This is a genomic window from Aquimarina megaterium XH134 (assembly GCF_000520975.1).
Lineage (GTDB): Bacteria > Bacteroidota > Bacteroidia > Flavobacteriales > Flavobacteriaceae > Aquimarina > Aquimarina megaterium.
Genome location: NZ_JACB01000014.1, coordinates 53,116 through 76,283, shown reverse-complemented (window position 1 = coordinate 76,283; position 23,168 = coordinate 53,116). Strand labels below are relative to the sequence as shown.

Annotated in this window: 24 protein-coding genes and 2 tRNA genes; 10 read left to right on the top strand and 16 right to left on the bottom strand. The window is 31.9% G+C overall.

Going from position 1 to position 23,168, the window contains the following annotated elements:
- Positions 1-116: 116 nt before the first annotated feature.
- The gene (locus Z053_RS0110280) at positions 117-587 is read left to right on the top strand and encodes an Lrp/AsnC family transcriptional regulator (protein ID WP_025664929.1); all 471 of its coding nucleotides are present in this window, start codon (positions 117-119) and stop codon (positions 585-587) included.
- 21 nt (positions 588-608) lie between these two features.
- Here Z053_RS0110280 and Z053_RS0110275 read toward each other — a convergent pair whose 3' ends face one another.
- Positions 609-1,001: an acyl-CoA thioesterase gene (locus Z053_RS0110275; RefSeq protein ID WP_025664928.1), complete on the bottom strand. Its 393-nt coding sequence runs from the start codon at positions 999-1,001 to the stop codon at positions 609-611.
- A 90-nt stretch (positions 1,002-1,091) separates the two neighbouring features.
- Between Z053_RS0110275 and Z053_RS0110270 the strand changes: the two genes are divergently transcribed.
- Entirely contained in the window at positions 1,092-1,721 is a 630-nt protein-coding gene (locus Z053_RS0110270; RefSeq protein WP_025664927.1) for an NAD(P)H-dependent oxidoreductase, read from the top strand.
- 142 nt (positions 1,722-1,863) lie between these two features.
- Entirely contained in the window at positions 1,864-3,069 is a 1,206-nt protein-coding gene (locus Z053_RS0110265; protein WP_025664926.1) for a DegT/DnrJ/EryC1/StrS family aminotransferase, read from the top strand.
- A gap of 16 nt (positions 3,070-3,085) precedes the next feature.
- Here Z053_RS0110265 and ribB read toward each other — a convergent pair whose 3' ends face one another.
- From ribB to Z053_RS0110220, 9 genes are all read right to left on the bottom strand, one after another.
- Complete coding sequence (ribB, locus tag Z053_RS0110260) at positions 3,086-4,237, bottom strand: 3,4-dihydroxy-2-butanone-4-phosphate synthase (protein WP_025664925.1); 1,152 nt, start codon at positions 4,235-4,237, stop codon at positions 3,086-3,088.
- A gap of 47 nt (positions 4,238-4,284) precedes the next feature.
- Positions 4,285-5,730: an LptF/LptG family permease gene (locus Z053_RS0110255; protein ID WP_035095782.1), complete on the bottom strand. Its 1,446-nt coding sequence runs from the start codon at positions 5,728-5,730 to the stop codon at positions 4,285-4,287.
- 114 nt (positions 5,731-5,844) lie between these two features.
- Positions 5,845-6,477, bottom strand: coding sequence for a LolA family protein (locus Z053_RS0110250; RefSeq protein WP_025664923.1), 633 nt, complete (start codon positions 6,475-6,477; stop codon positions 5,845-5,847).
- A gap of 58 nt (positions 6,478-6,535) precedes the next feature.
- Positions 6,536-9,034 (bottom strand): FtsK/SpoIIIE family DNA translocase, encoded by a 2,499-nt coding sequence (locus Z053_RS0110245; RefSeq protein WP_025664922.1) that lies wholly within the window; start codon positions 9,032-9,034, stop codon positions 6,536-6,538.
- Positions 9,035-9,101: 67 nt separating this feature from the next.
- Positions 9,102-9,470: a diacylglycerol kinase gene (locus Z053_RS0110240; protein WP_025664921.1), complete on the bottom strand. Its 369-nt coding sequence runs from the start codon at positions 9,468-9,470 to the stop codon at positions 9,102-9,104.
- 6 nt (positions 9,471-9,476) lie between these two features.
- Positions 9,477-9,977, bottom strand: a complete 501-nt coding sequence (tpx, locus tag Z053_RS0110235; RefSeq protein ID WP_025664920.1) for a thiol peroxidase — start codon at positions 9,975-9,977, stop codon at positions 9,477-9,479.
- Positions 9,978-10,092: 115 nt separating this feature from the next.
- The gene (locus Z053_RS0110230; protein ID WP_025664919.1) at positions 10,093-10,350 is read right to left on the bottom strand and encodes a DUF6952 family protein; all 258 of its coding nucleotides are present in this window, start codon (positions 10,348-10,350) and stop codon (positions 10,093-10,095) included.
- A complete protein-coding gene (locus tag Z053_RS0110225) occupies positions 10,331-10,645 on the bottom strand; it encodes a thioredoxin family protein (RefSeq protein WP_025664918.1) in 315 nt (104 codons plus the stop codon). Before Z053_RS0110225 ends, Z053_RS0110230 begins: the two co-directional genes overlap by 20 nt.
- Positions 10,646-10,720: 75 nt before the next feature.
- Positions 10,721-11,359, bottom strand: coding sequence for a peroxiredoxin (locus Z053_RS0110220; protein ID WP_025664917.1), 639 nt, complete (start codon positions 11,357-11,359; stop codon positions 10,721-10,723).
- Between the two features lie 278 nt (positions 11,360-11,637).
- Between Z053_RS0110220 and Z053_RS0110215 the strand changes: the two genes are divergently transcribed.
- The 4 genes from Z053_RS0110215 (at position 11,638) to Z053_RS0110200 (ending at position 16,018) form a co-directional block, all read left to right on the top strand.
- Entirely contained in the window at positions 11,638-13,872 is a 2,235-nt protein-coding gene (locus Z053_RS0110215; RefSeq protein WP_025664916.1) for a tetratricopeptide repeat-containing hybrid sensor histidine kinase/response regulator, read from the top strand.
- 122 nt (positions 13,873-13,994) lie between these two features.
- Complete coding sequence (locus Z053_RS0110210; protein WP_025664915.1) at positions 13,995-15,164, top strand: trans-sulfuration enzyme family protein; 1,170 nt, start codon at positions 13,995-13,997, stop codon at positions 15,162-15,164.
- 3 nt (positions 15,165-15,167) lie between these two features.
- Positions 15,168-15,884, top strand: a complete 717-nt coding sequence (bshB1, locus tag Z053_RS0110205) for a bacillithiol biosynthesis deacetylase BshB1 (RefSeq protein WP_025664914.1) — start codon at positions 15,168-15,170, stop codon at positions 15,882-15,884.
- Positions 15,885-15,942: 58 nt separating this feature from the next.
- Positions 15,943-16,018: transfer RNA gene (locus Z053_RS0110200), tRNA-His, on the top strand.
- Between the two features lie 75 nt (positions 16,019-16,093).
- Here the strand turns inward: Z053_RS0110200 and Z053_RS0110195 are convergent.
- The gene (locus Z053_RS0110195; protein ID WP_025664913.1) at positions 16,094-17,152 is read right to left on the bottom strand and encodes a M28 family metallopeptidase; all 1,059 of its coding nucleotides are present in this window, start codon (positions 17,150-17,152) and stop codon (positions 16,094-16,096) included.
- 171 nt (positions 17,153-17,323) lie between these two features.
- Between Z053_RS0110195 and Z053_RS0110190 the strand changes: the two genes are divergently transcribed.
- Positions 17,324-17,408: transfer RNA gene (locus tag Z053_RS0110190), tRNA-Ser, on the top strand.
- Between the two features lie 218 nt (positions 17,409-17,626).
- Here the strand turns inward: Z053_RS0110190 and Z053_RS0110185 are convergent.
- The 3 genes from Z053_RS0110185 to Z053_RS0110170 form a co-directional block, all read right to left on the bottom strand.
- Entirely contained in the window at positions 17,627-18,160 is a 534-nt protein-coding gene (locus Z053_RS0110185; RefSeq protein WP_025664912.1) for a flavodoxin family protein, read from the bottom strand.
- Between the two features lie 122 nt (positions 18,161-18,282).
- Complete coding sequence (locus Z053_RS0110175) at positions 18,283-18,882, bottom strand: flavodoxin family protein (protein WP_025664911.1); 600 nt, start codon at positions 18,880-18,882, stop codon at positions 18,283-18,285.
- A gap of 27 nt (positions 18,883-18,909) precedes the next feature.
- On the bottom strand, positions 18,910-19,296 hold the full coding sequence (locus tag Z053_RS0110170; protein WP_025664910.1) for a hypothetical protein: 387 nt from the start codon (positions 19,294-19,296) through the stop codon (positions 18,910-18,912).
- A gap of 197 nt (positions 19,297-19,493) precedes the next feature.
- On the opposite strand from Z053_RS0110170, the gene Z053_RS28310 reads away from it, so the two are divergent.
- On the top strand, positions 19,494-20,252 hold the full coding sequence (locus Z053_RS28310) for a BRO-N domain-containing protein (RefSeq protein ID WP_025664909.1): 759 nt from the start codon (positions 19,494-19,496) through the stop codon (positions 20,250-20,252).
- Positions 20,253-20,412: 160 nt separating this feature from the next.
- Here Z053_RS28310 and Z053_RS0110160 read toward each other — a convergent pair whose 3' ends face one another.
- Both Z053_RS0110160 and Z053_RS0110155 read right to left on the bottom strand, forming a co-directional pair.
- Entirely contained in the window at positions 20,413-20,853 is a 441-nt protein-coding gene (locus tag Z053_RS0110160) for a GNAT family N-acetyltransferase (RefSeq protein WP_025664908.1), read from the bottom strand.
- A gap of 1 nt (position 20,854) precedes the next feature.
- On the bottom strand, positions 20,855-22,093 hold the full coding sequence (locus Z053_RS0110155; RefSeq protein WP_025664907.1) for a YncE family protein: 1,239 nt from the start codon (positions 22,091-22,093) through the stop codon (positions 20,855-20,857).
- A 283-nt stretch (positions 22,094-22,376) separates the two neighbouring features.
- On the opposite strand from Z053_RS0110155, the gene Z053_RS0110150 reads away from it, so the two are divergent.
- A complete protein-coding gene (locus Z053_RS0110150) occupies positions 22,377-23,168 on the top strand; it encodes a LytR/AlgR family response regulator transcription factor (protein ID WP_025664906.1) in 792 nt (263 codons plus the stop codon).

The following is a 23,168-nucleotide window of genomic DNA, read 5'->3' as shown; positions in this document are numbered from 1 at the left end:
TTTTGAATTTAATTTTATAAGTTCACGAACAAAATTCACTATATTTACAAATTATATGAATTATATTCATATTAAATTTCAGTAAAAACGAAATAAATTCTAAATAGATAGTAAATATGAAGTTAGATCAGAAGGATATTCAGATTTTGAACCTATTACAAAATAATGCTCGGCTTTCAAACAAAGAGGTAGCTGCAGAGTTAGATATTGCCCCCTCTACTTGTCATGAACGATTAAAAAGATTAACCAGAGAAGGTTTTTTTAAAGCTTTTAATGCTGATCTTAATTTAAAAAAATTAGGAATCAATGTGCAAGTAATAGTAGCTATACGTTTAAAAAAGCATGAAAGAGAAATTATAAATTCTTTTATCAAAAGAATACGAACACTTAAGGGGGTTATTAAGTTTTATCATATGGCAGGAGATACTGACTTTATGATTCACATTGGAGTAAAAGATTCTGATGATCTTAGATCTTTTATTCTTGATAAATTAGCAAACTTTAGTTACATAGACCATATAGAAACGGCTATGATTTTTTATGATGAATGCGTATGCAATCTTTCTATTTTTGAATCTGGAAATTAAAAATAGTTAGTCCAAAAAGTACTATTTGTCAACTATAGGAATTGGATTTTTATTATTATCTATAGCCACAAACTTAAAGTGTCCAGTAACTGCTAGTTCTCTATCATAGCTATACATATCTTCTTTGTAAATATCGACTTTTACCAAACAACTGGTTCTACCTACTTCTGCAATTCTTGCTACAAGTTCTACAATGGTTCCTTCGGGTATTGGTTTTTCAAAATCAATTTTATCTGTAGATATGGTAACTACTTTTTTTCTACTAAAACGAGTAGCACAAATAAAAGATACTTCGTCCATAAGCTGTAATGCCGTACCACCAAACAAAGTTTCGTAATGGTTGGTCGTATTAGGAAACACTGCTTTAAAGATTCTTGTTTCAGATTTATTAATTAATTCTTCTATAGCATTCATACAATTGTGATATAGTTTTTTCTTATCATTTTATCTGTCAAAGGTAAATCTTATCATACTATCTTTGCCTTATACTTAAAAAAACTTCGAATGGATATTATAGAAAGTTTACATTGGCGTTATGCCACCAAAAAATTCGATACTAAGCAAATTGTTTCTCAGGAAAAAATAGATACACTAACGGAAGCTTTTAACCTTACTGCCACCTCATATGGCTTACAACCATTAAAACTAGTGGTAATTAAGAATAAAGACTTGCAAAAAGAACTCACCACACATTCCTGGAATCAACAACAAGTTGCTGATGCGTCTCATGTATTAGTATTTTGTATCGAAAAAACAATTGGAGAACAATACATATCCAAGTATTTTGATACTGTAAAAGAGATAAGGGATACTCCCGAAGAAATATTAAAACCTTTTAAAGAACAACTCGTAGATTCTTTTACTTATAAATCTCCCGAAGAGATATCAAACTGGGCTGCAAAACAAGCATATTTGGCACTGGGAAATATACTTACCGTATGTGCGATCGAAAAAATAGATTCTTGTCCTATGGAAGGTTTTATACCAGAAAAATACGATGAACTCCTTAATCTTAATGACTTAGGGTTAACATCGGTACTGGTATTACCAATTGGGTATCGAGCAGAAGATGATATGTTTTCTGAGTTAAAAAAAGTAAGACGCCCAATTACAGATACTATCATTACCTTCTAAGTTTTGGTTTCTTACATTTAAACTAACACTACAAAAAATATTAAGTATCGGTATAATCAAAAAAATCTAGAATAACCACTGTAAAATCAAAACTCTTTTCGGTATTTTTGCTGGAAAGAGTTTTTAATTTAACACTATACTTATGCCAGGATTTGAGTTATTTGGTGCAGAAGAACAAAAAGAAGTTCAGGATGTTTTAGATAATGGAGTTTTAATGCGATATGGATTTGATCCTATGAGAAATGGTCATTATAAAGCATTAGAATTAGAAAGAGATTTAGCAAGCAGAATGCAATCCAAATATGCTCAGGTAGTTTCTAGCGGAACGGCGGCTTTAACAGTTGCATTGGCATGTGCCGGTATAGGATCTGGAGATGAGGTAATCATGCCTACATTTACTTTTGTAGCAAGTTTTGAAGCTATATTATCTGTTGGAGCGATCCCAGTACTATGTGATATAGACGACACACTTACCTTAGACCCTAAAGCTGTTGAAGCATCAATCACTCCTAAAACTAAAGCAATTATGCCTGTGCATATGTGCGGATCTATGGCAGATCTTGGCGCGTTAAAAGCAATTAGTGATAAACATAACCTTATTCTATTAGAAGATGCTTGCCAGGCTATCGGAGCTACTTACGATGGAAAACCATTAGGAAGTTATGGAGATTTGGGTTGTTTTTCTTTTGATTACGTTAAAACAATTACCTGCGGTGAAGGTGGTGGTATCATTACCAACTCTGAAACATTTGCAGATCGAGCACACAAATACCAGGATCATGGTCACGATCATGTTGGTAATGATCGTGGTGCAGAAACACATCCTTTCTTAGGATATAACTATAGGTTATCTGAATTAAATGCAGCAGTGGGGATTGCACAGCTAAGAAAATTAGATCATACATTAACAATCCAAGAAAAAAATTATACTATACTACGCAATGCTCTGGCAGAAGTTCCCGAAGTTTCCTTTAGAAGAGTGCCAGAAACAGGGGTAGAAAATTATTCCTTTCTAAATATATTTTTACCTACAGAAGATATAGCCAGAAAAGCACATAAAGCCTTGGGAGAAAATGGTGTAGATGCTTGTTTTTATTGGTTCGACAATAATTGGCATTACTATAAAAAATGGGAGCACCTTTTAGAACAAAAATCTCTTAGTAAGTTTTCTCAGGAAATACAATCAGGGCTACAAAAAAACAATAGGCCGTTTGATGCAAGCGATCTATGGATGGGTCGTACTATTTCTTGCTTAATCAAGTTAAATTGGTCTGAAACAGAAGTAGCAAATAGAGCCTCAAAAATGGTTGAAGCTTTAAAAGGTGTCCTTGTAAAAAGTGTATTATAAGATATAAGGTATCTATTTAATACCCTACATAGTCTACGATTTCTAATCCGTATCCAATCATTCCGACACGTTTTTGTTGTACCGTATTAGAAACTAATCGTAGTTTATGAATATTAATATCATGTAAAATTTGTGCTCCAATACCAAAATCTTTGCTATCCATAGCTATTTTTGGTGCTTTTACGACATCTTTTCCATTTTGAATTTCTTTTAAAGCACTTAAACGCCCTAAAAGGTTAAGCGATTGGCTTTCTTGATTAATAAAAATTATCGCCCCTTTACCTTCGCTATTAATACGCTGAAACATAGCATCCAGGCGTTTATCGGCATTATTGGTTAGTGTCCCCAGAATATCATTATTAAATAATGTAGAATTGATTCTGGTAAGTACAGGTTCATTTTCTTTCCAAGAACCCAATGTTAAGGCAATATGCACTTGATCATTAGTTGTTTGCTTATACGCCCTAAGTCTATAATTTCCAAAACGTGTAGTAATATCAAAATCTTCTTTTTTCTCGATCAGAGAATCATGCTGCATACGATATGCTACCAGATCTTCTATCGATATTAATTTAAGATCAAATTTCTTGGCAACCTCTACTAATTGAGGTAAACGCGCCATAGTACCATCTTCGTTCAAAATTTCGACCAAAATCCCTGCCGGTTTAAAACCTGCAAGTCTTGCTAAATCTACAGCCGCTTCAGTATGCCCTGTACGTCTTAATACTCCTCCATTTTTCGCCTTGAGCGGGAAAATATGCCCTGGTCTTCCCAGGTCGTGAGGTTTTGTATCTTCCTTGATTAATGCATTTATGGTTTTGGCTCTATCGTGCACAGAAATTCCTGTGGTACATCCATGCCCTATTAAATCTACCGATACAGTAAATTGAGTCTCGTGTAATACAGTATTGTTCTGCACCATCATATCGAGATTTAACTCCTCACAACGATCTTTTGTAAGTGGAGCACAAATCAATCCGCGGCCATGGGTTGCCATAAAATTGATCATCTCTGGAGTTACTTTCTCTGCCGCAGCAATAAAATCTCCTTCATTTTCACGATCTTCATCATCTACCACAATAATCACCTTTCCCTGCCTAATGTCTTCAATGGCTTCTTGAATGGTATTCAGTTTCGTTTTGTTTGTGGTATTAGTTGCTTGTGACATAATCATACTCTTAAATTTATTACCGGCAAAGATATTTAAAAAGAAATCTATTTTTTGGTTTTAGAAGATCGTTTTGCAAAGAAATTCTTTATTGGCTGAATAAAAGTGTCCAGATTAAAAATTCCTTGATCTGTAGTTGCTCTATATGTTAGAAATATACTTAATGGAAATATAATACATGTAGAAAGCCACGAGCCCACAAATGGAGGGATTCCTCCCTCTTCGGCACTATTTTTAGCGAAGATTCCAATAAAATGATAGGTCAAAAACAGCACTACTCCGATAACTATTGGTAGCCCTAACCCTCCTTTACGAATGATAGCTCCCAAAGGAGCTCCAACAAAGAACAATAAGATACACGAAATTCCTAAAGCAAATTTATCATGCAATGACATTTCGTATTTATTCAATGCTCTTTTCCTAAAACTTAGATTTTTTTGAGTAGAATTTAGTTTTCTTATTACTCCATCAGCGGTAGACGAAGCAATCTGGTATATCTGTATTTTTTTAAGTGTATTAAAATAATCTATAATCTGCAATGTATCATTACTTGTTTTTGGAAGAGAATCAACTATTTTAATGTTTCTATTTAACCCTTCAAATCCAATCATTCTATCAATTTCAACCGTCATATTCTTCACATTCTTATTAACCTCAATAGATAATGTATCTATCTGATCCTTTAGCTCATTAACATTAAGCATGTTATACCCTTTGCTATATTGTTGTTCATCCATATCTACATTACCCAGGGATGACAAATCTATATTAAGAACATATTTTTTAAAATGTGTTTTGGCAAAAGGCAATCTATTTCTTTTTTGAGGCGAATTCTGTTGAATCTCATCATAATAATTACCATCATTAAGGATTAAGGTGATTAAATCAGAATTGATATTACCTTTTAACTCGCCTCCTACAGCTTTTATAACTGTAAAATTACCGGGTCTAGCAGCTTTCTTATGAATGATAACATCTCTAAGAAACTCATCATTATCACCATATTTTTCTGCTACTTTTATATTTATATCCCCCAAGTCGTTAAACTGATTAGGGGTTATTACCATTGCGGGCTTTACTTTAACAATATTTTTACGAAGATTTATAAATCTTTTCTCCGAGGACGGGATCACTGTATTTGAAAATAAAAACGCACCTATCCCTACAAAAAAGATAAAAACAGATAAGGTTCTCATAGCTCGCTGTAAGGATATCCCTGAAGATTTCATCGCGGCAAACTCATAATTCTCGGCAAAATTCCCAAAAATCATAATAGACGTTAACAAAATAGTTAGTGGCAAAACCATGGGAATCAATCTAGGTGTTGCAAACGTCAAAAATTTTATTATTACTGAAAAATCGAGATCTTTTCCTGCCAGCTCTGATATAAACAACCAGATTGTTTGCAATAAAAGGATAAACATAATAATTACAAAGAGCGGGAAAAATGTCTTTACAAAAGTTGTTAAAATATATCGATCTAAAATCTTCACTCGTTTTCTATTTTCTAAACGCTAAAAATATACATTAATTAAAACCAAAGAACGTGTGTAAATTTTTACACCCGTTCTTTTTTATACCTATATTTCTTTATGTCTTAATTCTTTCTAATCTAAGCGATTGATATAATAATTTTCATATTTTGATTTATCAAATACAAATAATGTTTCTGAAAGCGGTTGATTCGTTTTAAAACTATTCACCGTAATTGTAACATTAGTACCATTATTTTGTTTCTGAATCATTTTGTAAATATGCTTTGTTTGCTTATCAATACCAAGTAATATTTCTTTTAAATCGCTTTTTGAATCAATGGGTATCAATTTTACATATTGAATTTTCCTACCTTTTACATCCTGAACAATATCCATTTTATAGGTATATCCATCTTCATAGAAAGTTAACATTTTTGAAGGGGTTACGCTTGTTCCATCATCTTCATCCTGAGAAGAAATATTAATTTCCTCATCTTCTGGAACAATTACATGCAACTTTTTACCATCATACATACGTTTGGTGCCCATGATATTAAGTAAGTACTTATTTCCTTGTAACGTTACATCTCCTCTGGTCTCTTGGGCAACATGTTCTGCCTTATTATTAATAGCATATTTAAAGTTAATAACAATATTGGTGTAGCTATTTACTTTTTTGGAAACCTCATCCAAAAGATCTTTGGCACTTTGGGCTTGTGCAGTAGTTATACCCAATACAAATAGTAAAAATATAGCCTTTTTTATCATTTTATTTATTCTTCTTTAATTACTAATTACCATTATCATATTATAAACCAACCAATTACTCATTATCCAGTAACTGCTGAAGCGAAATTAAATCAGGTACTAAAACCTGTCTTGCTTTACTTCCTTCAAAAGGGCCAACGATTCCTGCAGCTTCTAATTGATCTATTAATCTACCTGCTCGATTGTACCCTAATTTTAATTTCCTTTGTAATAAAGACGCCGATCCTTGTTGAGCTGTTACAATTACTTCTGCAGCTTCAGCAAAAAGTTTATCTCTATCTTTTTTATCTATATCAAGACTTGTGCCACTTTCTTCACCCAGATATTCTGGCAACAGATGTGCATCTGGGTATGCTTTTTGACTACCAATATAATCTGTTATTCGTTCTACTTCTGGAGTATCTACAAAGGCACATTGTATTCTTACAACATCATTTCCTTGTGTATACAACATATCTCCTCTACCAATTAATTGATCTGCTCCTCCTGTATCCAAAATTGTACGAGAATCTATTTTAGAAGTCACTCTAAATGCTATTCTGGCAGGGAAATTAGCTTTGATCATACCTGTTATTACATTTACAGATGGTCGTTGAGTAGCTATAATAAGATGTATCCCAATAGCACGAGCTAATTGAGCCAGTCGGGCTATAGGAGTTTCTACTTCTTTTCCTGCAGTCATAATAAGATCTGCAAATTCATCTACTACAAGTACAATATAGGGTAAAAACTTGTGTCCGTTCTCAGGATTTAATTTTCTTGCTTTAAACTTTACATTATATTCTTTAATATTTCTAACCATTGCCTGTTTTAACAGGTCATACCGAGCATCCATCTCAATACATAAAGAATTAAGTGTATTAATTACTTTAGTATTATCTGTAATAATAGCCTCTTCTGTATCAGGAAGTTTGGCCAGATAATGCCGTTCTATCTTATTAAACAATGTAAGTTCTACTTTTTTCGGATCTACTAAAACAAATTTTACTTCTGCGGGATGCTTCTTATAAAGTAACGATGTAAGTATCGCATTAAGCCCAACAGATTTTCCTTGCCCTGTAGCTCCTGCCATAAGAAGGTGAGGCATTTTGGCAAGATCCACTACAAATGTTTCGTTCGAAATCGTTTTACCCAAAGATAATGGTAATTCCATTTCTGCATTCTGAAATTTTGAAGAAGAGATTGCAGATCGCATCGATACGATAGTGGCTTTTTTATTAGGTACTTCTATACCAATAGTCCCTTTACCAGGTATAGGAGCAATGATACGAATTCCCAGAGCTGCTAATGATAATGCAATATCATCCTCGAGGTTTTTAATTTTAGAAATTCGAATTCCGGCTTCGGGTACAATCTCATACAATGTTACTGTAGGACCAACGGTAGCTTTAATTTGCGCTATTTCAATTTTGTAATTTTTAAGCGTCTCTACAATACGGTTTTTATTTTCTTCTAATTCTCCCTGGTCAATGGTAATTCCTCCCGATTGTGTGGTATAATCCTTTAATAAAGTAATTGCCGGAAATTTATAGTTTCCTAACTCTAGTTTTGGATCAAACTCACCAAAATCTTTAACCAGCTTAGCACTTAGGTCTCCAACCACTTCTTCTTCTACTGTAGTTTCGACTTCCATTGCGATATCCTCGGGATTATCTTCTGATTTTATGATTAGCTTTTCTGGGACCTCATTATCTCGATTATTCGGATCTCCATAAAAATCATTAATTGTAGGGTTTAATGTAATCTCCTCGGTATTATTATCTTTTTTAATTGTGTCTTCCTTCTCATTTAGCTTTTTATCCTCTTTCTTTTTAGTAACCTCTTTGGATTTAGCAATGATTGAATCTATTTTTTCTTTAATACTAGAACTAGAGCTATCAGAGATAGGAGTGGTGGATACAGTTTGGCTATTATTCGTTTCTGGGGTTACTTCAAAATCCTTTGCTATAGCTTTTTGGGTATTTTTTAAAGAATCAGATATTTTTTCGGGAGTATATCTTAGTCGTACTACAATATATACTATTGCAAAAAAGGCAAGTACCAGAACAGTACCTATAAAACCTATATAATCTCTTAAAAAATCATTAGTTTCATACCCTATAATACCAGCTAATAACCCACCACCTTTTTCTACAAAACCCAAAACAACGGATATCCATAGCATGACTAGTCCTCCCCAAAACCAAAACCCAAATAATTTCTTTTTATTGAGGTCAAAGAATAAATACACTCCTGTTAATGAGGTTAACACGGGAATGATTAATGCAGAAATTCCAAATCCTTTAAAAATAAAGAAATGACTTACAGTAGCTCCAAATTTACTTAACCAGTTTTTTGGAGATGATGTTCTATTATAAAACTGTGATATTTCACTTTGATCAATTTTCCAATTAAAGAAAAACGAAACAAAAGCAAAAAATAATCCTATCCCCAAAAAGAATAAGAAGCTACCTAAGACAACTTTCTGTTGTCTTGATAACGTAAATTTTTCTTTTAGTGAAGTCTTTGGTTTTTTTGTTGTTTTCCTTTTTGTACTTACCTTTCTTTTGGCCATTTTTTGGGTATCTTATCGCAAAAATACGAATATCTATATTGGAACGTAAAAATGACTAAAAAATTTTCTAAACTAAATAAGGGATATAAATTAACAATCCAATTATAATAGCTGTAATTGCAGCAATAAAAACAGCTCCCGCGGCTATATCTTTTATAACCCCTATCTTATTATGAAAATCTGGATGAACAAAATCTGCGATTGCTTCGATTGCGGTATTTATCCCTTCAACACTCATTACCAATCCAATAGCAAAAATTTGCAAAATCCATTCGATCGAAGTAATATTGAAATAAAAACCTAATATTGTCATTACTATTGCAATCCCAACCTGTACTTGTATACTTGGTTCTGTTTTGATCAACAACAGAGCTCCTTTAAAAGCATAACCACAACCTCGCAATCTGCCAACTACAAATTTTAATGCTTTACTCATAAGATACTAAGACAATATTTCGAGTGCAGCAGAATAATCTGGTTCCTGTACTATTTCTGGCACTTGTTCTGTATATAAAACGGTTCCATTCTCATCAAGAACAATAACTGCTCTAGAATGTAACCCCTGTAATGGTCCATCTACAATTTCTAGTCCATAGTTTTTTCCAAACTCTCCTGTTTTAAAATCAGAATGATTAATCACATTTTCTAATCCTTCTGCTCCACAGAAACGATCTTGGGCAAAGGGTAAATCGCGTGATATACACAATACTTTAGTATTTGATAAATTGCTTGCTTCCTTATTAAATGCTCTTACTGAAGCTGCACAAATTCCTGTATCTATAGAAGGAAAAACATTTAAAACTACTCTGTTTCCTTTATAATCAGATAATTTTGCAGTAGATAAATCAGCATTCACCATTTCAAAATCTGGTGCGTTTTGTCCTACTTCTGGTAAATTTCCACTAGTGTGAATTGTATTTCCTTTTAATGTTATTGAAGCCATAATAAATGATTGTTGTTTTAAGAGTTATAAAATTAGTAAGATTATATTGTAATATTAATAAAGTTTTTAGAAAATAAAAAAACCTACAATTACTTATGGTAGGTTTTTTTATTTTTCAGGTATCTATAGATCCAAGGACTCTTTTCATAAAGCTATTTAGAGCTTCTTTTTTTGGAGTACCTTCTTTGATCATTTTATCAACCTCTAGGGCGCCATACATATTAGAGATTAGCTCTCCGATAACATCCAACTCTTCATCTTTTAATGAAGGTACTTCTGTTAAAGCTTCTAGAGTTTCAATAGTTTCTACGATAAAATCTTCATCGTTTTCTTCGATAAAGCTCGTAAGGTGTTTAATTACCGGTAACTTCATCTACCAAATTTTTTAGAATATCAAATTTATTAGTTTGAACCTGATTCACAAAAGCTCCGCTTTTGAATGCAGCAAATGTCGGAAGATTATCTACCGTAGCTAGTTTTCTGGATTCAGGATATTTTTCGGCATCAACGATAACAAAAGTTGTATCATTATTTTCTGAAGCCAGTTTTTTAAATTTTGGTTTCATAATCCGACAGTTACCACACCAGGTGGCAGAATACTGTACAATCACAGTATCATTATCTTGTATTAACTGTGAAAGATTATCTGCTGCTAGTTCTTGCACCATAGTATTTGAATTAAAGTTTAGAAAAAATTTCTCTGGGGATTATTGCCCAGAGAAATTTTTAATTAGGATTGTCTATTAATGAGTTGCCAGGTAAGAAGCTACTCCTTTTCTATCTGCGTTCATTGCATCTTTTCCTTCTTCCCAGTTTGCAGGACACACTTCTCCATTTTTTTGTACATGTGTATATGCATCGATCAACCTTAAAAACTCAGCTACATTTCGACCAACAGGCATGTGATTTATTCCTTCATGAAAAACTGTACCTTCTTCATCGATTAAATAAGTAGCTCTATACGTTACATTATCTCCCTCTACAGTTACAACACCAGTTTCTTCATTGTAAGTTTCATTTGTGATATCAAGGATACCTAATGTACTCGCAAGATTACGGTTAGAATCTGCAAGAATTGGATAGGTTACTCCTTCTATACCTCCGTTATCTTTAGATGTATTTAACCATGCAAAATGAACTTCTGGAGTATCACAAGAAGCACCAATTACAATTGTATTTCTTTTTTCAAATTCATTTAAAGCCTCTTGAAAAGCATGTAATTCTGTTGGACAAACAAATGTAAAATCCTTAGGGTACCAAAAAAGCAATACTTTTTTATTTTTATTTTTAGCTTCTTCTAAAACATTAAGTTTAAAAGTATCTCCCATATCGTTCATTGCATCAACGTCTAGATTAGGGAATTTTTTACCTACAAATGCCATTTTTTTATTTTTTAAAATTTATAATTGATTAATTTTTGACAACGCAAATATACACCTACTTATAGAACAATAATTACTCTATAATTTTAATTATTTATATTTAAATAGTTTTTTCTAATCATAGAAAGTTTTTTTACAAAACGAGTCAAATTCCTACACAAACATCCGTTTACCTACAAAAATTACGGATAAATAGCACTTTTTTTACGGTGAATTACACTGTGTTAAATCTATTTTTGTATTTTCGTCAACGTAAATAAACCAAGAATTATTAAGCGTTGAAATATTTTATTCAACATATAACTATAATATTTTTAGTAAGCTTTACTCTTTCTGTACAATCTCAATCTTCTATAACTTCTGATAGTATTCAAAGTTATATCGAAAAGGCCGAAAAATTACAGGAAGAATATAAGTATGAACAGTCTTTGGAAATAGCCCAAGCTGCACTTCATTATGCGCAATACAATAATGATGATAAGAGTCTTGGGTATATAAATAATATTATTGCCAAAAATTATGAAACCAGTGAAGATGATAATGAAGCTAGAAAATATTATAGAAGAGCATTAACCTATGCCCGAAGCTCGAAGAGTGAAGTATTAGAAACAGATCTATATAATAATCTTGCACGAGTATACACTAAGCACAATCTTACACGTAAACAAGGAGTTGGGTATTACAAAAAATCTTATGAGTTTGCTGTAAGATTAAAAGATACCATAAGGATGATACGCCCATTATTAAATCTTGGGGAATATTATATTTCCAGAAATGATTTTGACAGTTCTTATGAATATCTGGCACCAGCAAGAAAGTTGATTCACCAAAAATCTTCAAATCTGGATAAAACCAAATTAAATAGTCTTTTAGGAAAATATTTCCTTAGTGTACGAAAGTTTATAAAATCAGAAGAATACACAGATAAAGCAATATCATATGCCATTGGTGAAACTAAAAATAAAGAAAATAACGATGAGCTAATTTCTAGATATTATGAAGAGTTAGCTTCTGCTTACGAAACCAAATCTGGTTTATACGTTAAACAAGATGATTACCGAAAGGCATACAGCTATCAGAAAAAACAATTTCAAAATATATTACAGGCAAACAATCATAAGAAATTAAAAGAGCTTAGACGTGCCAATATTAAGTATGAGGTTGATATTTTTGAAAAAAGAGCAAAAAAAGCAGAATCTGAGAAAAAAGAAAGTGAATCAGAAGTCGTAAAATGGAGGATCAGTATTATTCTGGGTATTATACTAATTCTAATATCACTAGCTTTCTTAATTAGTTCTTATAAGAATAATATACAAAAGAAAAGGCTTAACAATGACTTACTAGACAAAAACAAAGAATTAATAAGTGCCAAAGAAACTGCAGAGCAAGTATCTACTTTAAAATCCCAGTTTATCTCTACCGTGAGTCACGAACTTAGAACACCGTTATATGGCGTAATTGGACTTACGTCCCTATTAATGGAAAATCCTGATAAAAAGAAAACTAATGAATATCTAGAATCCTTAAAGTTTTCTGGTGATTACCTTTTAGCTTTAATTAATGATGTTTTACAGTTAAGTAAAATAGAAACCAATGAAGTTAAACTCGAAAAAGTATCTTTTGATATTAGAACACTAATAGAAGGAATTGTTAATTCTCTTCATACCAAACAAAAAAGCAACAACAATACGGTTCATATTGAGATAGACAAAAAAATAAATACCACTTTACTAGGAGACTCGGTAAGATTGTCACAAATTCTAATAAATCTAATCGGTAATGCTCTTAAATTTACCAAAGATGGAAACATTTGGGTTAATGTAAAATGTATCGATAATAAAGAAGATAATTATATTTTACGCTTTATTGTTAGAGATGATGGAATAGGAATACCTAAAAATAAGCAACAAACAATTTTTGACAACTTTGCTCAGGTAAAGAACGAAAATCAAGAATATGAAGGTACAGGATTAGGGTTAGCAATTGTTAAAAAACTAATTCATCTTCATAATAGTGAAATTCATATAAAAAGTAAAGAAAACCAGGGATCTGAATTCTATTTTGATCTCTATTATGAAAAAGCTGTAAAAGAACAAGAGATTTCATTAAAAACAGGAGAAAACTTAAGTATCGGAACAAGCAATTTCTATGTTCTTATTGTAGATGACAATAAAATAAATCAAATTGTCACTCAAAACATCCTTAAAAAGAAAGGATACACTTGTAATATTGCAAACAATGGTATGGATGCTATCGAAATGTTAAAAAATGAAAAGTTTGATTTGGTATTGATGGACATAAACATGCCCGAAATGAATGGTCTTGAAGCCACCAAAGTAGTACGAACTTTTAATACCAATATTCCGATTATAGCACTAACAGCTGTTGAAGAAGGAGAAATAAGAAATCAAGCCTTATCAGTAGGCATGAATGATGTAATCATAAAACCTTATGACACTCAACAATTCTTCCAGACAATAATGAGAAACATCTCAAAAGTAAAAATGATATAACCCAATCAAAAAGGGTGAAACGAAATCTGTTATATTCGATCATTTAATCTGTTAAATCTTATTTGATTTCTTCTGAAAATCTTAATTTAGATGCGATAACTATAAGATTTACTACACTCATTATGGATACAAAAAATATAGGGTTTAATACCATCTGCACTCATCATGGCGAAATTAAAGATGAACAATTTAAAGGAGCTATATCACCAATATATATGTCTACCTCCTATGCTTTTGAAGATGTAGATGTAAAACGTTACCCCAGATATTTTAACACTCCCAATCAAGAAGCTTTATCTAAAAAAATAGCTAAGCTCGAAAAAGGAGAATCTTCTCTGATTTTTGGTAGTGGTATGGCAGCGATAAGTACTACACTATTTGCATTTTTACAGAAAGGAGATCATATTGTTTTACAACGTACACTCTATGGGGGAACTGCTAATCTTATTAATGAAGAGTTTAAAAAACATGGTATAGAATTTTCTTATGTAGATGCTCAAACCCCAGAAGGTTTTAAACAAAAAATACAAGCTAATACCAAGGTAATCTATATAGAAACACCTTCTAATCCTCTATTAACAATTATTGATATTAAATCTATTGCTGATTTAGCAAAAGAAAATAACATCGTTACTATTATAGATAACACTTTTGCGTCTCCTGTAAATCAAAACCCAATTCTATTTGGTATAGACATCGTTATTCACTCTGCTACCAAATACCTGGGAGGTCATAGTGATATTCTGGCTGGAGCTGTTATCTCTACCGAGAAAAATATCGATCAGATTTTTCAGGTTGCAAAAAACTTTGGTGGTAGTTTAAGCGACTTTACAGTATGGATGTTAGAGAGAAGTATAAAAACACTCGGTATTAGAGTAGAACGCCAAAATAAGAATGCGCTAAAACTTGCTAAATGGCTTAAAAAGCATGAAGATATCGCTATGGTCTATTATCCTGGGTTGAAATCACACCCCGACCATGAAATTGCTAAAAAACAAATGACAGGTTACGGTGGTATGTTATCTTTTGAATTAAAAGAAGCTATAGATGCCAGTAAATTTCAAAAAGAATTAAAGCTAATTAAAAGCTCTATGAGTCTTGCCGGAGTTGAAAGCACTATGCTATCCCCTACCCTTACCTCACATGCGTTACTCACCGAAGAAGAACGAAATTTACAAGGAATTAAAGATGGATTGTTACGATTGAGCGTAGGAATTGAAGAAAAAGAAGATTTAATGCAAGATATACAACAAGCTATAGAAAAAGTAAAAGTCCCAGAATTAGAACATTAAAATATGAAGTTAGATATTCTAGCCATAGGAGCTCATCCTGATGATGTAGAACTAAGTTGCTCAGGAACCATAGCCAAAGAAGTTAGTAGAGGTAAAAAAGTTGGAATACTGGATCTTACCCGGGGAGAACTAGGAACAAGAGGTACTCCCGAAATTAGAGATCAGGAAGCAAAAAATGCTTCTAAAATCTTAGGGGTTGCTACCCGTGAAAATTTAGGTTTTAAAGATGGTTTTTTTACAAATGATCAAGATCACCAATTAGAGGTTATAAAAAAAATAAGAAAATATAAACCCGAAATTGTACTTTGTAATGCAATTGTAGATCGCCATATAGATCATGGCAAAGGAAGTAAACTAGCTAGTGATTCTTGCTTTTTGTCTGGATTGAAAAAAATTGAAACCACTCTAGATGGTGTAAATCAAGATCCATGGAGGCCCAAACAAGTATATCACTATATACAATGGGCCAATATTGAACCCGACTTTGTAGTAGATATTAGTAGTTATATAGATAAAAAGATAGAAAGCGTTATGGCATATACTTCCCAATTTTACGATGCCGGAAGTAAAGAGCCTGTTACTCCTATCTCAAGCAAGAATTTTATTGAAAGCGTAAAGTATCGTGCTGCCGATTTAGGACGAATAATAGGGGTACATCATGCCGAAGGCTTTACCGTAGAACGCTATGTAGCAGTCGATTCTATTTTTGATTTAATTTAATTCAAAAAAATGTTTGTAGATAGATAGAAATACTTTATTTTTGCACCCGAAATTAAATGGTGGTTGTAGCTCAGCTGGTTAGAGCATTGGTTTGTGGTACCAAGGGTCGCGGGTTCGAATCCCGTCTTCCACCCCTAAAAACAAAAAAGCCCTTTTTTAAGGGCTTTTTTTATTTTATTATAGTTTGGTGTTTTTATTTTAACATCTCGTTATTCACCTTCTTTAGCACCATCAACAATAATTCTCTCTGTTCTATTCGCTACCTCCCAAGCAGTATAAAATACTAATTTTGCTCTTTTAGTCATGAGTTCATATTCTATTTTATCTGGTGTATCGGTTGATTTATGATAATCCTCATGTACTCCATTAAAATAAAATATGATAGGAATATTATGTTTTGCAAAATTGTAATGATCACTTCTAAAATAAAATCGATTAGGATCGTTTTCAGCATTATATGTATAATCCAAATCTAATTTGGTATGCTCTGCATTTACTTTTTCGCTGATATTGTGTAATTCTGTACTTAACCGATCACTACCGATTAAATATACATAGTTGTTTTTATCCTCTCCCTCATGTTTTTTATCAATTCTTCCTATCATATCTATGTTGAGGTCTGTTACTGTATTTTCTAAAGGAAAAACAGGGTTCTCTGTATAAAATTTTGACCCATACAGTCCTTTTTCCTCACCTGTAACATGTAAAAACAAAATAGATCTCTTTGGTCCTTTCCCATCTTTCTTTGCTTTCATAAAGGCATCTGCTATTTCTAATATACTTACTGTTCCAGAACCATCATCATCGGCACCATTATAAATATTACCTTCTTTATCGGTTCCTACATGATCATAATGCGCAGAAATCACTACAATCTCATCGGGTTTTTCTGTACCTTCAATAAATGCCAATACATTCTCTGAAGACTTAATACCTCCTCTAAAATAGCTTTCTGGGATTTCCTGATAGTAATCATCTCCTCCCAAAGGAGAAGGAATACCCATTCTTTGGTATTGCTTTTTTAAATATTCTGCGGCTTTTTTCTGACCAGGTTCTCCTGTATCACGTCCTTCGAAGTCATCACCTGCAAAAACGTATAAATATTCTTTTAATTCTTTGGCCGTAATGCTTTCGGCATAAGTAACCGCGGTTAATTCTGTATTCACACTAGTATGTGAATCTATTTTTGGATTAGTAGATGTAGAATTTTGTGAAGTTCCACAACAACAGACTATAAATGAGCCAACTAGTATTATAGTATTTTTCATGTAACAATTTAATTAATAAAGCACAATATACTCAATTCATCTTATATGATTAAGGGAATACCATCTTTAAAGAAAATATCTCTTAAATTATTTTAAATTTTTCTTTTTAGAATTAAAAAAGGTTTTATATTTGCACCCGCATTCAGGGAATACCTGATGAGACTAAACACTGGAGAATTGGCAGAGTGGTCGAATGCGGCAGTCTTGAAAACTGTTGAGGGTCACACCTCCGGGGGTTCGAATCCCTCATTCTCCGCAAGGGATTTATTTAGTTCCTATAAAAGCTCATAAACATTATATTTATGAGCTTTTTCATTTTCTATACTCTTTAAAGAAGACCATCAAAAATTGGATCAAGATCAAATCTAATCCAAACATTATTAATTCTTGTACCCCAATAAAGATTACCACTCAACAAGACGAACTCTACCAAAAGTAGAAGTAGTATTAAAATAACCTCACAATACACCTCGTTTATGCCGTTTCTTTTTTGGTTATATATGTTTCTAAGAAGTTATGATACGCATCTGCTTTTTTTAATCTTGTTAGATCTTCTTGAGTTACTTTATAAGCGCCTTTACTCTCTTGTTCTGGAGTAATGAATGTTCGTGTCTCGAATTCTATTATTACTTTAGGTTCATAGCGTGCTAATTTTTCTAATTGAGCTGCAATCTTTTCTTTTTGTGTATCACGCCCAGAACACAACGTTATAAATGAATAGTTTTTAAGATCCTCTTTACTTTTTTTGATGAAGGTCTTCATCGGATGCGCTATAATATAGTTCCAGATGGGAGCCATCAAAACGATATGGTGGTATTCATCCCATAAAATGTTTAGTTCATTGATCTTAGGAAAACGATTAAACAACATGTCTAACATAATCCTGAAAATCCCTCGCTTTTTGGGTTCGGTGATTTGCAACAGATCGGCTTCTAGGTCTTTGGCTACATCTTTAGCCAATAATTCATTGTTTCCAGAAAAGGAAAAGTAAACGATTAGAGTTTTCATAATGGTACATTTTGTGTAAGAATTATTTGAAAAGCAACTTAAATTTTGGAAACTGTAAAAACAGAAAAACAATATCTATCTAAGTATAAATCAACTAGTAAAAAAACCATGGCTATTTTAGGTTAATTACTAATTCTTTCAGCTATTTCTCTTCCAAAATTATTTGCCATTTCTACAGCTATTTTACTATTTGATCTTTTTGTTTTTGATTCGGTATTGGGTTTCATTAACCAAAATGTTCTTGAATCAATAAGTGTAGCTTTTTTTTGTTTGATCAACTCTTCGAGCAAACGTTGAGATCTTTTTGTAGAGCCACTACCTAAAGTGATCGCAACTACATGCTTTCCCTGTAAATAATCAATATTTTTTATATGGTCACGAATTGCTTTATCAGGGGGCCAATTATAAGTATTTGCACAGAATACATATAAATCAAAAAACTCTTTCTCAAAATTTTTGGCAGCAGCTACTGTTACCACTTTTGATCCCCATCCTTTCTCTGATAAGCCTTCTGCAAATGATTTGCTTACCTTTTCATCAAGATTATAAATCGGATCAGGGTCGTAAACGATAAGTGCCTTCTGATCACTACTAACTGCTCCTACAATAGCAAACTTTTCTGGCCCTTTTTTACCCACAATGACAGTAAGCACTATCCAAACAATCAATGTTAATCCTAATACTACCAGAATATTCATCATCATCCTTTTTCTTCTTTTCATTATCAGTAATTATGTTTTTTAAAAAGATTAATATGGAACCAGTTCATATCCTGCATTCAGTAAGAGAACTCCTATTAAAAACAGTAGTACATATAACACTTGTACTAATTTTATATTGATAAATTCTAACCATTTTGCGGTTCCTTTCGGAAAGACAAATAGCAACAACCCCATACCTAATGAAGCCCAACCTATGGCTGTAATGATAAATTTCCAACTTGGTTCCCATATGTTATGAAAAAGGATGTTGAGTAATCCCACAATAATTGCTATAAACGAGATTATTATTACAAATTTTTGATCCTTCAGGTCCTCAAAAATCTGTTTAATCCTATTGGGATTAAAGCTCAATATGAAGAAAAACATAATCAAATACCAACCCCAAAATTTTGCTAAAAATATAGATATGTCCATAATAAACTTTTATATGATCCATCTCAAATATAAAGACTACACTTCTCTTTTAATATGACCAATGTCATTAGAGTACTCTTTAAAACTCACTCATAAGTCCAGTGCTATGAAAGTATTTAAAGATTTCAGAATCTGACAATTATCATTGTGAGATAATATATATGTGATTATTTTTATTTCTCTGGAAAACCACGGTAATGAAATCAGAAATCGTAAAAAAAGAAACTAATTATTTTCAGCAGTTAACGTCTGTAGAAATCAATAATCAAATTTGGTTTATTGTTGATGAAGTAGTGAAAGTGCTAGAGTTAGGAAATCCAGATGAAGTATGGAGTACACTGGATATAGAAGAACGTTTTGCTACCGAAATATTCTATAATGGAACTCAAAAAAATGCGAACCTAATTTCTGAAAGTGGTTTGTATTCTTTAATTTTTAAAAGTACGACAAACGGTGCTAAAAAATTTAGAAAATGGATTACTAACCAGGTTTTACCACTAATACGTGTTAGAGGATATTACACTACAAAACGGCTAGAAATACCCAATTTTGTAATTCGGTTTAATGACAATTGGGATCGCATATCTTCTGGCTATTTTTCGATATTAAGCGAACTTTTTATTAGGTTATATGGACGATTTGAACAAGAAGGTTATATTTTACCTAATAAAGCTTTAGATGGTAAAGAAATAAGGCCCGACATTAGTGTTTCTCTTCATTTTGAAAAATATCTTGAAAAAAAATTCCCACAATATAATCGTGAATTTAAAACATATCTTCATCGATTACCAAGTGGTAAAGAAATAGAAGTGAAACAATATAGGAATCATTTGCTACCCATATTTATAGATTTTGTCGACAAACATTGGTTACCCGAACATGCATATACTTATTTTAAAAGTCGTGATAAAGAAGCATTAAAATACCTTCCAAAATTAATCAGATCAGAAATTTAATATCAAACTCTTTATTTCAATTTACAAAATAAGCAACATACAAATTCTCTAAATTATTCCTGAGATATTTTTATTAAGACATTTTTTCACCCTAGTTAATCATGGATCAGTTATCTTTTTGAAGGGCTACAGGTCTAAAAGAAAGGAGCTTTACAAACGATCACGTTTTCATCTTATAGAGATGTAAACCCTTTGCCCAATAATGTTCTTCGATATGGTACGTTTCTAGTCCAAATTTCGCGTAAAATTGATACGAAAGCTGCGAAGTCCAAACTTCAATATTATGTATATCTGCGTCTTTGTCTATCTCTTCTAAGCAGTGTGAGATAATTTTTCTTCCTATTCCTTTACCTTTGAAATCTGGGTGAATAAAATCCCATGAAAGCCTTGCGGTAATATCATTACTTTTATGATAACCCCCGCAACCAATTACCGCATTTTTATTCTTAGCAAGAAAATATGTAGCACTGTGCAATTTTAAATACTCTGTAAAGTCGCTCCACTCTTCTTCTGCAAAATACTCAGGGACATTTAGAAAAAAAACATTCTTGATTTCTGATAACTGTTCTTCTTTATATCTAATAATTTCTTCTTCAATCATTTTAGAAAGGATTTAAAATTCTAATTCTTTGTGGCTCCCATTGCTCTACTAATGGGGTGTTCTTTTTATCATAAAAAGGCCATTGACTGTTCGAAACATAAAGATACCCCTTTTCTTTATAAAATTTACCGTTAGTAGGCTCTCCATTATGTGGCAATGCATTATCCAAGATTTCGACTTTAATTACTTTATTAGCATCTGTAGTAAGTTGTATTACCTTTTTAGGATTAGAATTATTTTGGATAGCAATTAATGTATTATCATTAATATAATTTAAACCGTCTATGCCTTTTAATAAATATGCTTTAGATTCATACCACATTCTATCTGAAAAATCTGCTAAACTCAATTTCATGATTCCTTTAATATAATCGGCTACATATATATGTTCATGCGTATTATCAAGAGTTATCCCTTGTAGATTAAATGCTTCGTTTACTTCAAAAGAATTTTCGAGCACTCCTTTATTGGCATCTATTACAAATATTTTTGGGGATACAGAATTAGTAGCATATATTTTATTGTTTTTAGCTAAAACCATACTCCCAATAACAGCTTCTTCTGGTATTTCTATTTTGGTCATTATGCTTCCGTTTTGGGTATCTATCTTATACACCAATGATTTGTTATTTTGTTCTTTGTCATATTTACTATAGTTCGGAAACATAGAAGAGGACACCCAAATAGAGTTTTTATCTACTCCATTTATAATTGCAAAAGCAGCACCTGCTATAGACAGGAGTTCTTCAGATTCTTTAGTTTTTAGATTATATTTAATAATAAATCCATTTCTAACATCTGTTAAGTAAGCCATACTATCTATCACTGCTACGTCTTCGACATGGTATTTGTTGGATATTTCAAAAAAAGTAGAACTTGATTCTTTTTGAGTTGAAAAAAAGGACGCTTTTTTCTTTAAATCGTTTGCAAATTTCTTCTCTTCTAACAGAGATTTAAAATCTTTATCTTCCAATTTTAATTCGGCATTCCAACTTAGCAAAGTACTCAAAAGTTCAAAAGCTTGTTTATTTTTACTATTAAGGGCGTAAGAAGCTGCCAAATTAAACAATATCGTAGGCTGTGAAGGATGTAACTCTAAGGCTTCTAAATTAAGTTTTTCGAAGGCTTCAAAATTTTTATTCTTATACGCTTCGATACTCTTTTTATAGAGTTCATTTATGCTTTGTGTATAGCCAGTTAAAGTTACCAAAAGAAGAATTATGAGTATTTTAAATTTCATGATCGTTATGTTTTTTTTGCAAAAACACTTTCTATTAACTCTAGAAGTTATTTTTTGATAGTCTATACATCAAATATGATAAATTACTATGTAAAAAATTGAGCAAAAATATCATGAAATAGGTCATAAATATCATTTTTTTGACAATTTGGTAAATGTTTCGTTTACTTACAGTCAGTTCTATACTTCGAAGTGTTTAAAAAATGATTTGATACTATGAATTAAAAGTTTAAATTATAAACAGTTTAATAAAACTACATACTTACTACCTAGATCCATTATTATGAAAATACTTATTGTTGATGATGAAGCTTTGGCCAGAAAGAGGATTTTAAAATTAATTATTGAAGCCAAAGTAACCGATTCTATTTTTGAAGCATCATCTGGTAAGGAAGCCATTCAATACATTCGTGAGTTAGAGCCCGATCTTGTTTTTTTAGATATACAAATGACAGATATGACTGGTTTTGATGTACTAAAAAAAGTGCATCCAGAATGTACTCCCACTATTATTTTTGTAACTGCTTTTGATAGTTTTGCAGTAAAAGCATTTGAGGTGCAGGCAATTGATTTTTTATTAAAGCCTTTTAAAAAAGATCGGTTTTTTGAAGCTTTACACAGAGGTATCAATCGTATTAAAATAAATGAAAAAGAAATCTTCTCTTCAAAAATGAGTAGCTTGATTCAATTTCTAAAAAATGAAGAAACAAGTATCTTAGAGGAGCGCAATACATACTTAGAGCGAATTGTTTTAAAACTCGGTAAGAAGTATTATTTTGTTGAGACTAGCGATGTAAAATATATCATTTCATCTGCATATTATGCCGAAATTTTCACATATTCGGGTCAAAAGCATGTATATCGTATTTCTATGAGTGATTTTATTAAAAAATTAGATCCAAAAAAATTTATTCGTATAAACAGGTCAACTATCGTTAGATTAAAAGAAATTAAAGAGGTTATAGGAGAAGGTATGGGGGATTATAGTATTACCATGAATGATGAAAAATCGTTCTCTTTAACAAAAACGTACAAAACATCTTTTTTAAAGAAAATTGACATTAAGAATTCTTAA

Excerpts from the sequence above, each read along its gene's own strand:
- Z053_RS0110150 (WP_025664906.1), top strand. The coding sequence starts at position 22,377 with ATGAAAATACTTATTGTTGATGATGAAGCTTTGGCCAGAAAGAGGATT.
- Z053_RS0110155 (WP_025664907.1), bottom strand. The coding sequence starts at position 22,093 with ATGAAATTTAAAATACTCATAATTCTTCTTTTGGTAACTTTAACTGGC.
- Z053_RS0110265 (WP_025664926.1), top strand. The coding sequence starts at position 1,864 with ATGCCAGGATTTGAGTTATTTGGTGCAGAAGAACAAAAAGAAGTTCAG.
- Z053_RS0110275 (WP_025664928.1), bottom strand. The coding sequence starts at position 1,001 with ATGAATGCTATAGAAGAATTAATTAATAAATCTGAAACAAGAATCTTT.
- Z053_RS0110195 (WP_025664913.1), bottom strand. The coding sequence starts at position 17,152 with ATGAAAAATACTATAATACTAGTTGGCTCATTTATAGTCTGTTGTTGT.
- Z053_RS0110230 (WP_025664919.1), bottom strand. The coding sequence starts at position 10,350 with ATGAAGTTACCGGTAATTAAACACCTTACGAGCTTTATCGAAGAAAAC.
- Z053_RS0110245 (WP_025664922.1), bottom strand. The coding sequence starts at position 9,034 with ATGGCCAAAAGAAAGGTAAGTACAAAAAGGAAAACAACAAAAAAACCA.
- Z053_RS0110240 (WP_025664921.1), bottom strand. The coding sequence starts at position 9,470 with ATGAGTAAAGCATTAAAATTTGTAGTTGGCAGATTGCGAGGTTGTGGT.
- Z053_RS0110170 (WP_025664910.1), bottom strand. The coding sequence starts at position 19,296 with ATGGACATATCTATATTTTTAGCAAAATTTTGGGGTTGGTATTTGATT.
- Z053_RS28310 (WP_025664909.1), top strand. The coding sequence starts at position 19,494 with ATGAAATCAGAAATCGTAAAAAAAGAAACTAATTATTTTCAGCAGTTA.
- tpx (WP_025664920.1), bottom strand. The coding sequence starts at position 9,977 with ATGGCTTCAATAACATTAAAAGGAAATACAATTCACACTAGTGGAAAT.
- ribB (WP_025664925.1), bottom strand. The coding sequence starts at position 4,237 with ATGTCACAAGCAACTAATACCACAAACAAAACGAAACTGAATACCATT.
- Z053_RS0110220 (WP_025664917.1), bottom strand. The coding sequence starts at position 11,359 with ATGGCATTTGTAGGTAAAAAATTCCCTAATCTAGACGTTGATGCAATG.
- Z053_RS0110160 (WP_025664908.1), bottom strand. The coding sequence starts at position 20,853 with ATGATTGAAGAAGAAATTATTAGATATAAAGAAGAACAGTTATCAGAA.
- Z053_RS0110185 (WP_025664912.1), bottom strand. The coding sequence starts at position 18,160 with ATGAAAACTCTAATCGTTTACTTTTCCTTTTCTGGAAACAATGAATTA.
- bshB1 (WP_025664914.1), top strand. The coding sequence starts at position 15,168 with ATGAAGTTAGATATTCTAGCCATAGGAGCTCATCCTGATGATGTAGAA.
- Z053_RS0110270 (WP_025664927.1), top strand. The coding sequence starts at position 1,092 with ATGGATATTATAGAAAGTTTACATTGGCGTTATGCCACCAAAAAATTC.
- Z053_RS0110280 (WP_025664929.1), top strand. The coding sequence starts at position 117 with ATGAAGTTAGATCAGAAGGATATTCAGATTTTGAACCTATTACAAAAT.
- Z053_RS0110175 (WP_025664911.1), bottom strand. The coding sequence starts at position 18,882 with ATGAAAAGAAGAAAAAGGATGATGATGAATATTCTGGTAGTATTAGGA.
- Z053_RS0110225 (WP_025664918.1), bottom strand. The coding sequence starts at position 10,645 with ATGGTGCAAGAACTAGCAGCAGATAATCTTTCACAGTTAATACAAGAT.
- Z053_RS0110210 (WP_025664915.1), top strand. The coding sequence starts at position 13,995 with ATGGATACAAAAAATATAGGGTTTAATACCATCTGCACTCATCATGGC.